This window comes from Moorena sp. SIO3I6, from assembly GCF_010672095.1.
In genome coordinates this window covers 30,444-43,710 of sequence record NZ_JAAHHU010000028.1, presented here as the reverse complement: position 1 = coordinate 43,710, position 13,267 = coordinate 30,444, and the positions used below count along the sequence as shown (strand labels likewise).

Here is a 13,267-nt window from a genome sequence, read left to right as displayed (position 1 = left end):
CATATCAATAGCCCTTTGAGCCCCAGCTTTCCCCAACTCCGGACTCTGCCCCCTCTTCCCCCTCTGCTCTTAAGTGCTGTAAGTGATATGGTTTGAAATCAACTGGGCATAAGTTCTATCCTTGTGCCTTTTTCCATATACATTTTTCATGTTGATTTGTGTCCGACTATTGCTAATCAGTAAAGAGGCTACCGGACTGAATTTGACAATTTTTAGGTTTTAGAAGCTATATTGCTTAAATTTAGGCAAATAAAAGGGAAATTTGCGCAATATAGCTGGTTAAGCGCTTCCGACCCTAAGCTGAGAACATGACCGTTCGCTTGCAATCGGCTCTAACAATAGTTACACTTCTTTAAACAAACTTTAGTTTCATACATACTTTGTCCTACCTAAGTTGCCAATGGCGATATCTAGGGGGGCTACCAAAGTAGCGATACAGTTAGGTTCACACCTAACCAAGGTCGGTCGGAGAGTGTTAAAGCTCTCCAAACAGTGTCAAATTTGAGAAATCATACCGTAAGCGTTGTCAGATCAGGTTTTTAACCCCTCGAACAACGTGACTCTTAGAATCCTCTGTGTTTCAAGCGGGGGAGACTTCAAGGGGATTTCTAACATATTGATCAAAAGAAACGTCGAAGTAAAAACTCTATATTAGGAGGAGCGTAGTCAATGGGACTACCCTGGTACCGAGTACACACGGTCGTCCTGAATGATCCAGGACGTCTGCTAGCTGTGCACTTGATGCATACAGCCCTGGTGGCAGGCTGGGCTGGTTCAATGGCCCTGTACGAATTGGCAATTTTTGATCCGAGTGACCCGGTCCTTAACCCTATGTGGCGTCAGGGGATGTTCGTCATGCCCTTTATGGCTCGTCTAGGGGTTACTGAGTCCTGGGGGGGCTGGAGTATCACTGGTGAAACTGTAACCAATGCGGGCTTATGGTCTTTTGAAGGTGTCGCTGCAACTCATATTATCCTTTCTGGTTTATTGTTCCTGGCTGCAGTATGGCACTGGGTTTACTGGGATTTAGATGTGTTCAGAGACCCACGGAGTGGCGACCCAGCTCTCGATTTGCCAAAAATTTTTGGCATTCACCTGTTCTTATCTGGTTTACTCTGCTTTGGCTTTGGTGCCTTTCACTTGACTGGGCTTTGGGGTCCTGGGATGTGGGTATCTGATGCCTATGGTCTCACTGGTAGTCTTCAACCCATCGCACCAGAATGGGGACCAGCAGGCTTTAACCCCTATAACCCTGGAGGTATTGTCGCTCACCATATCGCTGCTGGTGTTGTTGGGGTTATTGCTGGTTTATTCCACTTAACAGTACGACCACCAGAGCGCTTGTTTAAAGCTCTACGGATGGGGAATATCGAAACGGTACTCTCCAGCAGTATCGCGGCTGTGTTTTTTGCTGCATTTGTAGTAGCAGGCACCATGTGGTACGGCAGTGCTGCCACCCCAATTGAACTGTTTGGTCCAACCCGCTATCAGTGGGATCAGGGGTATTTCCAACAGGAAATTAACCAACGGGTACAAGCTGAATTGGCTGATGGTGCTAGCTTGTCAGAAGCTTGGTCATCGATTCCAGAGAAGCTGGCATTCTATGACTATATAGGCAACTCCCCTGCCAAAGGTGGTTTGTTCCGTACAGGTCCGATGGACAAAGGGGATGGCATTGCTGAAGGTTGGCTAGGTCATGCGGTGTTCACAGACAGTGAAGGTCGGGAGCTGACCGTTCGTCGGATGCCGAACTTCTTTGAAACCTTCCCGATCATTTTGACCGATGCTAATGGTGTAGTTCGTGCGGACATACCTTTCCGACGGGCTGAATCTAGGTATAGTTTCGAGCAAGCTGGTGTCACTGCTAGCTTCTACGGTGGAGTTCTTGATGGTCAAACCTTTACTGACCCCTTCGATGTGAAGCAATACGCTCGTACTGCTCAGCTGGGTGAGGGCTTTGAATTTGACCGCGAAACCCTAAACTCTGATGGTGTATTCCGCACTAGTACTCGGGGTTGGTTCACCTTTGGTCATGCTGTCTTTGCACTGTTGTTCTTCTTTGGGCACATCTGGCACGGCTCACGCACCCTCTATCGGGATGTGTTTGCTGGTGTCGATCCTGACCTAGAGGAAGAGCAAGTCGAGTGGGGCTTCTTCCAGAAGCTTGGTGATAAGAGTACCCGTAGGACAGAGCCTATCTAGAGGTTAAATCTCTAATATCACAGTTTGACTCAAAAGCAAAAGGCAGAAGAAAAGAAATTTTTCTTTTGCCTTTTTGCTATTTCTGTGGTCCATGCAAGGTAGACTGGTAAGTGAGGAGATAACCAGGAATTATAGCTATGGAATCAGTTGCTTATATCTTAATCTTGACCTTAGCCTTAGGCACCCTATTTTTTGCCATTGCTTTTCGGGAACCACCTAAGATTGGTAAGTAGTTTACCTCTATTTATCAGATCGAAATTCAACAGTTCTGTGGATGCTCTGAGCCGCAATAGCCTGTCATGAGCCTATAGGATATAGGTAAGTGGACAGGTATATATCGGCTCATCTTCCATCTAATTGTTAGACTTGTTATTTTGAAAGTATCGACTCTTAGGGCGTTCCAACTATCTGCCGCCAATCAGTCCACTCAGCAAGAAAACAAAATTATCTTATGCGATGCCCCTCTTGTCACCACACCGAGAGCCGCGTTCTTGAGTCTCGTTCTACTGAGGCAGGAAAAAGTGTGAGGCGACGCCGGGAGTGTTTGGGATGCAAACATCGCTTCACGACATATGAGCGGATCGAATTTGTGCCAATAACTGTGATCAAGCGGGATGGCAAGCGGGAATCATTTGACCGTTCCAAGTTGTTACGAGGAATTATACGTGCTTGTGAAAAAACAGGCATTCTCCAAAAACGCCTAGAAGCATTGGTTGATGAGATTGAAGCAGAATTGCAACAGCGATTTGGTCGGGAAGTCATCAGTCACGAAATTGGTGAGTTAGTCTTGCGCTACCTACGTTCGGAGAGTGAAGTGGCTTATGTACGCTTTGCTTCGGTCTATGGAAAATTTCAAGGGATTAGAGATTTTGTCACTACCCTAGAGGATCTCCAACAGGAAGATTTACCAATGGAAATCCCCCAGGTTCCGCCAACCCCCTCAGATCATGTAGAAGAAATAAAGACATCGACTTCGGTGTAATTGATCAGATGTTTGTTCATGGTTGACGGTTGATGGTTGACTCTCAAACCTACAAGGTCAACTAGTGGTCTCGTGTCCAGTTGTATGGTTACCATTTGTAGAGATGTTCCAGGCAAGGTCTCTACAGGAGGAAGGATTAAGAAACAAACCAGCGTGAGGTTTTGAAACCCGATCTAGGCAAGAGCAGGTTACCGATGCTACCGGACTTAATATGAGTTTCTTACAGCTAAAGCGGGATTTGAGGGAGCTAGACTAGAAAGTGAAAGAAATTTCAACTCAAGGGCGTGAATTATATTGAAGCCTAACTAGGTTTACCCAGGAGTTGAGTCAAGGCAAGACCAAAGAGCAAACAGCCATGAAGAAACGTTTCTGGATGAGAGCATGGATGGCTAATGCAGAGGTAAACACCTCTCCACAGCCGCTGGCAAATCCTGAGGTTAGATTACAGCAACCCCAGGAAAACCGCAAGTTAGTCAAATTCTGGCGTATTGCTGCCAGTTTGCTCCTTTGGCAAGGGGTGATACTGGGTACCCCAGCCCAAGCACAGCTTAAAGAAGAGAAATCTCTAACCTATAGTGAGCTATTAAAGAAAGTTAAAAATAGGGAAGTCGCTAAAATAGAAATTGATGAAGCCACTAAGATTGCTAAAGTTAGTCTAAACGAGGCCAAGGAGAATGAACCTCCTCAACGAGTTGCTTTGTTCGATCAAAACTCCTTGCTACTCAAGGAACTCCGTCAACAGAATGTTCCCACTGAAATTAGGCGCTCTCCGGATAACTTAGCCGCTTTAGGTCTAATTGCCAACTTATTTTGGCTTCTGTTGTTACTAGCAGGCTTTATCATGATCGTGCGACGCTCTGCGAGTAATTCTGGTCAAGCCTTAAACTTTGGCAAATCCCGAGCACGGTTTCAGATGGAAGCCAAAACCGGGGTTCTGTTTGATGATGTAGCAGGTATTCAAGAAGCTAAAGAGGAATTGCAAGAAGTCGTCACATTCCTCAAACAACCAGAACGCTTTACTGCTGTTGGAGCACGCATCCCGAAAGGTGTGCTGCTAGTGGGTCCTCCAGGAACTGGTAAAACTCTGTTAGCCAAAGCGATCGCTGGTGAAGCAGGAGTTCCCTTCTTTAGCATCTCTGGTTCCGAATTCGTGGAAATGTTTGTGGGTGTTGGTGCCTCCCGTGTCCGAGACTTGTTCAGAAAAGCCAAAGAAAATGCCCCTTGCTTGGTCTTCATTGATGAAATTGATGCGGTAGGACGGCAACGGGGAGCAGGGATTGGCGGTGGAAACGATGAGCGGGAGCAAACCCTTAACCAATTGCTCACGGAAATGGATGGGTTTGAAGGGAACACAGGTATTATTATTATTGCTGCCACTAATCGCCCAGATGTGCTGGATGCTGCACTATTACGTCCTGGACGCTTTGACAGACAAGTCATTGTGGATTACCCTGACTACAAAGGCAGGAATAACATTCTGGAAGTCCACGCTCGCAACAAAAAGATTGACCCTGAGGTTTGTCTAGAAACTGTTGCTAAGCGTACCCCTGGGTTTACTGGTGCTGACTTAGCCAACCTACTCAACGAAGCGGCAATCCTGACTGCCCGTCGCCGCAAAGATGCTATCACTATGCTCGAGATCAATGATGCTATTGACCGGGTGGTGGCTGGGATGGAAGGCACTCCTCTAGTGGACAGCAAGAATAAGCGATTAATTGCCTACCATGAAGTAGGACATGCTGTAATTTCCACCCTCCTACCGGATCACGACCCGGTACAGAAAGTAACCCTAATTCCCCGAGGGCAAGCCCGTGGTTTGACCTGGTATATTCCTGATGAAGAGCAAGGTTTGATTACTCGGGCTCAACTCAAAGCCCAAATTACTGCTGCTTTAGGGGGTAGAGCGGCAGAAGAAGAAATTTTTGGTGAGGCTGAAGTTACTACTGGTGCTGTTGGGGACTTGCGACAAGTTACCTCGCGAGCACGGCAGATGGTAACCCGCTTTGGAATGAGCGATTTGGGCCCCCTGTCCTTAGAAGATCCAGGGGGAGAAGTCTTTCTAGGGGGTAATGTGATTAATAGGGCTGAGTACTCAGAGAAAATTGCTGCCCACATTGATGCCCAAGTGCGCACAATTGTGCAGCATTGCCATGGCAATGCTCGTCAGTTAGTCCGGGAAAATCGGGTAATAATTGACCGATTAGTAGACCTGTTGATAGATCAAGAAACTATTGAAGGAGACCAGTTACGCAAAATTGTAGAAGAACACACCCAGATGGACAAGAAACAATTGGTAGTTTCGTAGTTTCTAGTTAAACGATCAAAGGCATGCATGTTTGAAACATGTTAATGGTTAATGGTTAATGGTTAATGGTTAATGGCCATTAACCATTAGCGTTTTTGCTAATCAAGCTCATGTTTTATACATTGCCCGCAGCACCTGGGCTGGGTCAACGTATTGCTTGCCATACTTCAATCCCCAGTGCAGATGAGGACCGGTGGTACGACCAGTCATCCCTACTCGACCGATTCTGGCTCCAGAAGGCAACAGTTGGCCTTCCTTGATCTGAATGCCACCGGAGTTGTCAATTAAATAGCGAGTACCTCCATTTTTAACTGCGTATCCTTTCATGTGACAGTAGATGTGCTGCCACTTGCCCGATTGGATAGTTATTGAGGTGCCGCAAGCAGTACCATCAGAAATTTTAATTACTTTACCACTCCACCAGTTACGGATATAGCTTCCTTCAGGGGCAGCTATGTCTAAACCTCGGTGGAATTCCCATCCAGAACCTCTAGGAGAGGCTCGGTAACCGAAGCCAGAGGTGTAGCCCCGGAAGTTTTCTACGGGAAAGGAACCCCCTTTGGCAAAACTTCTTACTCCGGCTACCAAGGTTGAGGGAGGTTCTGATGCAGTTACTGGCTGGCTGGGCAAACTCGAAAGGGTACTTAAACCGATTAAAGTTGTTAAACTCAGTCCAGCGAAAATTAGAAGCCTTGATAAATAACCACTGCGCATTAGTTCTATTCTGGCTTTAGCTAGTTAGGGGTCTTTCCATTTATATCTCTCGAGATCACCTGCCATCAGCAGGGTGTTTGGGTTGTTTGAGGTATTTATCAAAATCTTGAGTTTTGTTAAGATACCTCAAGAAGCTAATACACATTTAACTTGCACAATTTAAGGATTGAATTTTTTATTAAGGGTTGACGGTTAAATGTAAACTGTTTAACTTGATCGCTTTAGTGTTAACCGTTAATAGTTAACACTAAAGCGATCAAGTTAAATAAAGCAGTTAAATCTTGGTTAACTTAGTGATTAACAAAACTCGCGGAATTCCCCACCTTCTTTAAAGGTGTTGAAGTTACCGTAAGGATAGGGTCGCCAAAATCGGCAAAGTTTTAACCAAAGGTGCGCTTTCCGTAGGCGAATTAAATTCGCCACGGGTCTTGAAGTTACCGTAAGTGTAGTGGAGCCTTAATACAATAGTTTTAACCATGCATCCTCATAGCCAATCACCTATAAAGGCTCCACTACACCCTTGGCGCGCGTCTGGGGCACCTCTTTTACGCATAATCGACTAACCCTAAAGGCGACCCTAACAATCAGGTTTCATCTCTGGGATGGATAGCCAGACGAGGACTTGTTGCGAATCGTGTTAGAATAAATTGGTCGATGACCCGCCTGACTGACTAAAAGGCTACCTTAAAGGTGTAAAAGTACTAGCAGAGCTCAGGGAAGAGACAAGCCCCAGCTGGTTGACCATAGAGTCGTAATTCCAAGGTGAGTCTGTCGAAAAGAACTATACGTCTGCGGAAGGCGGATGTCTGCCTGTGGACGCTGAGTAAGACCTTTCATCAGCAGGCGCGCTTTCCAATGGCCGGGGAACCCGGCCATTGGAAAGCGCCTCTGGTTGAGGCGTCGGCGGATGAAGCGGGAAACCCTATTGACGAATAAGACCGTCCCTGATTTGAGTTGAGATTGGAAGCCCCAGCCTCAGCGAAGCAGGCTGGGGTACTTCACCTTGCCCCAGCCTACCCTATGCGTGAACTGATGCTGACTGAATTTTTACCCTTCCGATTTGAGGTGGATACTACCGCGATCGCAGGAGCATCTTTGTGGTCTCTAGCGCTATATTTAAGCCTCTCGTCCTTGAGGCAATGGATTATGGAGCAATTGAACCGCTGGTTTAACTTTGCTGAGGGATTATTTTACATGTCGGCTGAGGAATTTGAACGAACCAGCAAGGTCAGAGAATCTCAAAACGCTTTCTATGCGTCAGTTGTCAGTATTGTGCCTTTTTTAGTCATTGGTGCAGTTTGTAACTACGCCGTCGAAATTAGCCTGGGACACAGTTGGGCAATCAGTATTGGGATTATTGCTTGCATGAGCTGTGGTGTGTATGAATTAGGGCGTCAGTCTGGGAATTGAATTTAGGTAGTCATTGCTCATTTTCGGGCGCGTTCGCGCAGCGTGACCATTCCCGTAGCGTGACCATTCCCGTAGCGTGGCCTTTTGGCCAAGGCCAAGGCCAATCCCATAGTCTCAATCATACTCTCAGTGACTAATCTGGTATCCTGGTCTTGCTCAGGGCATCGTGATCCTGTTGAGTTTTAACTAGAGTTTCTAGATGAGGCAGATTTGCGGTCGGAGTATCGGCTAATGCTTCAGCAGTACTTTGATTCCCTTAGACCTCTCCAAAAACTTGAAAGTATCTCAGGCACTGCTTTTCAGCGCTCAAATTGACCAATTCAATTTTACGTTGAATTAACGCTATAATAGGCTTAACCAGCTATTGATGTTAATTTATCACCAAAACTATGAGCATAAACAACCTCAATTGTTTCAGCACTTTCAGACGCTTTTGTTACTTGTAATACTAAGGATCCTGTTCTCAATCTTACCAAACCACATATTGTCAAAATTACCCCAGAATATTTATTATAATTTAGGCGAAACCTTTCTCCCGCTATTTTAAAAATTTTTACCAACCTAATCACATGTTCTACAAATATTCTGTTTGAAGATAATAGCTTGTTATATTTCTTTTGGTGTGAGGTTAACTCACCATTTCTTGGTTTTTTATGGGGAGTTCTTATTTGTTCTTCTCCTAGATAAGCTTTGTCACCACTCAGTCTTTGCTTATCATCAAATTTTTTTAAACTTTCCCGACAAATATTTATGTCACTTTTGGGGCCTGGTTTACCGACCACTACATCTACAATATCTTCCCCTTTTGGCAACACAATAAATTGATTTTTAAATGTATGGTTTTTCTTCTTGCCAGAATAGAAGGATTTTTGTTGATCATAGTCTGAAGGTCTTTCTCTGACTTGTTCTGCGCTATCTACTATTAACTCATACTCAGTTAAGGCTTCTCGAATTATATCCTCGGATTCTTGGCACTTTTTTACTTGTTCTAACAAAGAAGCTGGTAGAGCTTCCCTGAAAAGAGATTGCCAGTAGTTAAAAGTAGAGTTTGCTTTAGATTCACTCACCTGGAAGTGTAGTCCGAGAAGTTGAAAGTTTATGTGATGTCGTAAGTAAATTAATGTCAAGACTATTTGGTCTTCAATTGATAATTTTTGTCCAGCACCTCCCCCAGGCTTTATTAGCCGGACTTTTTGATTTTCAATTTTTTCTTGATGTTGACGATGTAATAACTTGGCTTGTTCTATCAGTTGAGATAGTTGCTCATAATTTATTCCTACCAATCTTTTTGTTTGTTTAGGATTTTTCTGGATGTAATCCCAAGTATAGCTCATGGTTTTTGAGGTTGATAAAAGTGGTAAATTTTATCTTATTTTACCATAAATTTGTTTTTTGGAGAGGTCTCTTGTTGATCTCGTTCCAACATTCTCAACCAATCCAAAAATTCACTGGTACCTGGTATTTTTTGCCAATTTCTCAATTCCCGCAGTTCCCCAAATTTTTGGATAGCTGCTTCGGATAGGCGTGTAATCTCAGTTTTAAAATGACTCTGGATAATCTGTTTTAGGGTAGCATTTTCTGGAAATTTAAGGTAGTAAAATAAGCAACGACGTAGGAAGGGTTTTGGCAATTCTTTTTGCCTATTACTGGTGATAATAATTAACGGTAAAAAATATATTCGTTCTTCTTTGGTTTTACCTTTTAAAGCATCAAAACGAACGTTTAGTACTTCTTTAATTTGGAATTGCAATCGCTCCAATTCTAAGAGCAAGTCATTAGGTAAATCCCGATCCGCTTTATCAATTTCATCAATTAGAACCACGGAAGGAATGTCATTTTGTGATTGCTGAATTGCCTCGCCCAATTCTCCTAAGTTAACATAATTTCTGCGGTACAAAGGTTGCCTGGGATTACCTGCAGTTTGACGTTCCTGAATGTCATACAACCGACCTATGGCATCATAATCATAAAGTAAATCCTGGGCTCGACTGGTAGAGCGGATGTAGCAGCTGTAGAGGGGATAACCCAGTTCATAGGCAACCGCATAAGCTAATCGCGTTTTCCCGCAGCCTGGGTCACCTTCTAATAATAAAGGACGACGCAGGTAGAGAGCAGTATTAACTGCATCTGCCAAAGCCTTAGAAGCAATGTAAGGTTCTGGCTCTTGCCATGCACCAGGAAGCGGTTTGTAGCGACACTTACCGTCACCTGTGTACTTTCTTCTCCCTAAGTCATCCATAGCACCTTATACGAATTCACTAAAATAATTCTAGAAATAAGATAACAGGAATAAAAAGAAATAACTTGATCAATAATATGTTCGCGATCGCCCAAGGATTACAGTATTATACTTGTGGCTTAATCAGGTAAATAGCACGTAAGGATTCAGCTCTCAGCCTTGGCCAAAGGCCAACGGCTGAATGCTTACAATAGCACTAGGTACGTCGTTAGTGTAAAACTGGCTAACTACTGACCGTGGGCGGATTATGTATGCGATCGCATTCCATCACTCCAGACCTTACCCATCTTCTGATACTCCCGGCGAGTGCCCTGTAACAGATGTTCCATCATCACTGCACTACCTGCCTCAGCTGCTAGAAAAGCTGCTGCTAGGGCAATATTCTTGATATTCCCTCCACTCAATTTGAACTGCCGTGCCAAAAACTCAAAATCTACATCTGCTGACAAGGGGATTTCCTCAGTCCAAATCCCCTCCCAAATGCGCCGACGACTAGCTTCATCCGGTGAGGGAAAGTGTACTGTAAAGGCTAACCTACGCACAAATGCCTCGTCTAAGTTTTGGCGCAGATTTGTTGTCAAAATTGATATCCCCTCATATTCCTCCATCTTCTGCAACAGATACCCAACTTCAATATTGGCGTAGCGGTCATGAGCATCTCGAACTTCAGAGCGTTTGCCAAACAGAGCATCTGCCTCGTCAAACAGAAGGATAGCGTTAGCTGTTTCCGCAGCCATAAAAATGCGGTTCAGATTTTTCTCAGTCTCGCCAATGTACTTACTGACAACTTGGGATAAATCAATTTTGTATAGCTCAAGCTGTAGTTCATTAGCAATCACTTCCGCCGCCATGGTCTTACCTGTGCCTGGTGGACCTGAAAATAGTACATTTAATCCTTTACCAATGGATAGCTTGCGGTGAAAGCCCCATTTCTCATAGACAATATGACGATACTTGGCTTGATTACAAATTTCTTTGAGCTGAGCGAGTTGATCGGGGGGTAAGATAATGTCTTGCCAACTATACTTAGGGTTAAGTTTGCGAGCTAATTCAGTTAAATTGCTACCAGATTGGTCACGAGCCGCTGCTAATAAGTCATTTAGGGTTGGCTTAATTGTACTGTTTAATGGCAATTCTTCAAATTCGGCAGCAGCACGCCACAAAGCCTGATTACAAGCAGTTGTTACTGCTCCTGCTATTTGGGCTGAACTCAAGGTAAAACGATTGGCGAGGGTATCCAAGTCGCGATCGCTAAGTACAATTTCTTTAGTTTCTAAACTAGCTTGCCAGTAAACGCGCCGTTGATAAAAATCCGGTGTAGCAAAAGGTACAGTAATCATACCCTGGAGATTGGTAAACTTTGGCACCAACGACTGTGTTCCAGATAAGATCACCACACTTTTTTCCTCAGTTAGTCTGTCAAGTAAGCTTTTATATAACAGATGCTGCTCTTTGGTCTGTAGTGCATCTAAACTTTCCAGACTTTCTAGATAGAGGATAGCATTGTGAAAACAGGCTTCACGGAACAACAGTTTTAGCAGTTGGTCAAACTCTTCCTTAATTGCTAAAGATTGAGCTAAATCCGCAATCAATAACTGCTTGTTGAGTTGAGCGGCAAGGGCGATCGCTCCACGGCGTTTTTCAGTAGAAGACAAACCAGAGAAGTACAGATGTAGAGACTGGCTGGTATTTTGAGCGTGTTTGACTAGCTTAGGAAGTATGTGTTTAATGTCATCCCTAATCGGTAACTTGTCCTCAACCGCAGGACTATCTATCAATTGACACCAAGATTCTAAACGCGGTTCAAGACGCTTTTGTTTTAAGAGAGAATGGATAACCTGCTCGTCTAGCTTGAGATAATAGGATAATATTGGTGGTTTAACCTGATGAGGGTCAGGAATTAAATGAAGTAAGCCATGTTTGATTAAGGGTGCGTCAGGAGCAAAATGAACTCGTTGCAACAGTTTGGCTTCAGCAGAGGGACATAGTAAATTTAAGGCTAAATCAATACTAGGTCGCCTGCGAGTGACATCATCCTGGAGATAGGCATATAGACGCTCGTAACCTAAATCAATTTCTGGAGCCAGGGCAATCAACATCACGTCTAAATCAAATTCAGACAAACCGAAAGTCTGTTTCAGCCAGTTTAATGGTGTATTGTTAGTCTGAGCGGACTCAGTTTTTTCTGCATCTACTGCAAACAAAGGTATCCCTGGTTCACGATCTAGGAGTTGCTTGACCTGATCGCGATTAATACGAAGACCTCGATAAGGGTCAGTAGCTGCTTCTGAACCGTAGACAGCTTGTGCTGTTATTACTGCTTGCTCTAGTAATTTATCTAGCCTTTTTAAGGCTGAGAGCAGATCGTCGAACATGGCTTAGTTAGGTTGAAGTTTGTTTTTGGAAAATAGACATCTCCAGGAATTGCGAAGCAAGTCCATCACTAGCTTTGAGATGTTTGCAATGATTCACAAATGCGTTCACTTTAAACGAAATAATAAGGATTGGGGGTTCTTCAGTATCTAGTATGCTAAACTTATAGATAAAACCTTAAATAAAATCTGAGGGGGTAACATGAGCCCTAAAAACATTACTATATAAGGCTTTGATGCCAATGAGCTATGGCTTGATACAGCCAATTGACCCTCCTTTCATTTTCTGGAAGCTCAAACCCTTATAACTACATCCAATGTCAGCCCAAAACAGCATCTATCTTTTTATAACTGATGGGCTGAAATTATTACCCAGTAAGGATTTTAGCGTGGATGTCACCCCCCCATAAATAAAATCAAGTAATGTATCCAATTATAGCAGTACTAAATGATTCGTAAAAATCAACTTGGCTTAATTAATCGTTTATTTCCTATTATTTTTTTTGCAACAAACCATACTTATGAAGTTTATTAAAATCAAAAACTTCTCTTTGAATAAAAAAAGTAAATAACCACTTAACTAACGCAAATTACCGTAATTTATCCCAAAATTTTATTAATAAATTTTTAGTTTTTAACCAAATATATTCAACAGGTGCGACCGGTCGCACCTGAAGTAATGCGCTCAATTTGTCTGCCATGACTCTTGTCAATCGTTCGATTAACTGTAATTGGGGTTTGATGATTACTCACATATTCTAGATAATAATAGAGTTTTTTTTGATTCTTTTTAACGGCAATAAGATAATAATTATTGGAGTTTATAATATCAAAGGTGGTTTGTTTTTGGCAGTGGATAGCATCCAGAGTAAATACTTGATTCTGAAGGGGGCAAGTTCTGATAGCTTCTTGAACTTGGTGAATTTATGAACTTTTATTATTCTCAAGCGGTGCGACCCCGCGCTTTTTCAAAGCTAAGCGTGAACGCGCACCAAGAGAAACGAGTTAAATTTAAAACTAACCCTAACTCCTGACTAAATCAA

General features: G+C 43.4%; 9 protein-coding genes. 5 read left to right on the top strand and 4 right to left on the bottom strand.

Going from position 1 to position 13,267, the window contains the following annotated elements:
- Nucleotides 1-669: 669 nt before the first annotated feature.
- The 4 genes from psbB (at nucleotide 670) to ftsH (ending at nucleotide 5,489) form a co-directional block, all read left to right on the top strand.
- Entirely contained in the window at nucleotides 670-2,202 is a 1,533-nt protein-coding gene (psbB, locus tag F6K49_RS10705; RefSeq protein WP_293028584.1) for a photosystem II chlorophyll-binding protein CP47, read from the top strand.
- Between the two features lie 137 nt (nucleotides 2,203-2,339).
- Complete coding sequence (locus F6K49_RS10700; RefSeq protein WP_008180851.1) at nucleotides 2,340-2,435, top strand: photosystem II reaction center protein T; 96 nt, start codon at nucleotides 2,340-2,342, stop codon at nucleotides 2,433-2,435.
- 218 nt (nucleotides 2,436-2,653) lie between these two features.
- Nucleotides 2,654-3,184, top strand: a complete 531-nt coding sequence (nrdR, locus tag F6K49_RS10695) for a transcriptional regulator NrdR (RefSeq protein WP_293028577.1) — start codon at nucleotides 2,654-2,656, stop codon at nucleotides 3,182-3,184.
- A gap of 322 nt (nucleotides 3,185-3,506) precedes the next feature.
- Nucleotides 3,507-5,489, top strand: a complete 1,983-nt coding sequence (gene ftsH / locus F6K49_RS10690; RefSeq protein ID WP_293028575.1) for an ATP-dependent zinc metalloprotease FtsH — start codon at nucleotides 3,507-3,509, stop codon at nucleotides 5,487-5,489.
- 108 nt (nucleotides 5,490-5,597) lie between these two features.
- Here ftsH and F6K49_RS10685 read toward each other — a convergent pair whose 3' ends face one another.
- Nucleotides 5,598-6,203, bottom strand: coding sequence for a M23 family metallopeptidase (locus tag F6K49_RS10685; protein WP_293028572.1), 606 nt, complete (start codon nucleotides 6,201-6,203; stop codon nucleotides 5,598-5,600).
- A gap of 1,032 nt (nucleotides 6,204-7,235) precedes the next feature.
- On the opposite strand from F6K49_RS10685, the gene F6K49_RS10680 reads away from it, so the two are divergent.
- Nucleotides 7,236-7,613, top strand: a complete 378-nt coding sequence (locus F6K49_RS10680) for a hypothetical protein (RefSeq protein WP_293028594.1) — start codon at nucleotides 7,236-7,238, stop codon at nucleotides 7,611-7,613.
- A 353-nt stretch (nucleotides 7,614-7,966) separates the two neighbouring features.
- On the opposite strand, the gene F6K49_RS10675 is transcribed toward F6K49_RS10680, so the two are convergent.
- The 3 genes from F6K49_RS10675 to F6K49_RS10665 form a co-directional block, all read right to left on the bottom strand.
- A complete protein-coding gene (locus tag F6K49_RS10675; protein ID WP_293070260.1) occupies nucleotides 7,967-8,947 on the bottom strand; it encodes a transposase family protein in 981 nt (326 codons plus the stop codon).
- Between the two features lie 35 nt (nucleotides 8,948-8,982).
- Entirely contained in the window at nucleotides 8,983-9,852 is an 870-nt protein-coding gene (locus F6K49_RS10670; RefSeq protein WP_293070262.1) for a MoxR family ATPase, read from the bottom strand.
- Nucleotides 9,853-10,097: 245 nt separating this feature from the next.
- Nucleotides 10,098-12,227, bottom strand: a complete 2,130-nt coding sequence (locus F6K49_RS10665) for an ATP-binding protein (RefSeq protein WP_293070264.1) — start codon at nucleotides 12,225-12,227, stop codon at nucleotides 10,098-10,100.
- Nucleotides 12,228-13,267: the final 1,040 nt, after the last annotated feature.

Bases quoted from the DNA above. Each gene is read 5' to 3' on its own strand.
- F6K49_RS10685 (WP_293028572.1), bottom strand. From the start codon at position 6,203: ATGCGCAGTGGTTATTTATCAAGGCTTCTAATTTTCGCTGGACTGAGT.
- F6K49_RS10675 (WP_293070260.1), bottom strand. From the start codon at position 8,947: ATGAGCTATACTTGGGATTACATCCAGAAAAATCCTAAACAAACAAAA.
- psbB (WP_293028584.1), top strand. From the start codon at position 670: ATGGGACTACCCTGGTACCGAGTACACACGGTCGTCCTGAATGATCCA.
- F6K49_RS10700 (WP_008180851.1), top strand. From the start codon at position 2,340: ATGGAATCAGTTGCTTATATCTTAATCTTGACCTTAGCCTTAGGCACC.
- F6K49_RS10665 (WP_293070264.1), bottom strand. From the start codon at position 12,227: ATGTTCGACGATCTGCTCTCAGCCTTAAAAAGGCTAGATAAATTACTA.
- nrdR (WP_293028577.1), top strand. From the start codon at position 2,654: ATGCGATGCCCCTCTTGTCACCACACCGAGAGCCGCGTTCTTGAGTCT.
- F6K49_RS10680 (WP_293028594.1), top strand. From the start codon at position 7,236: ATGCTGACTGAATTTTTACCCTTCCGATTTGAGGTGGATACTACCGCG.
- F6K49_RS10670 (WP_293070262.1), bottom strand. From the start codon at position 9,852: ATGGATGACTTAGGGAGAAGAAAGTACACAGGTGACGGTAAGTGTCGC.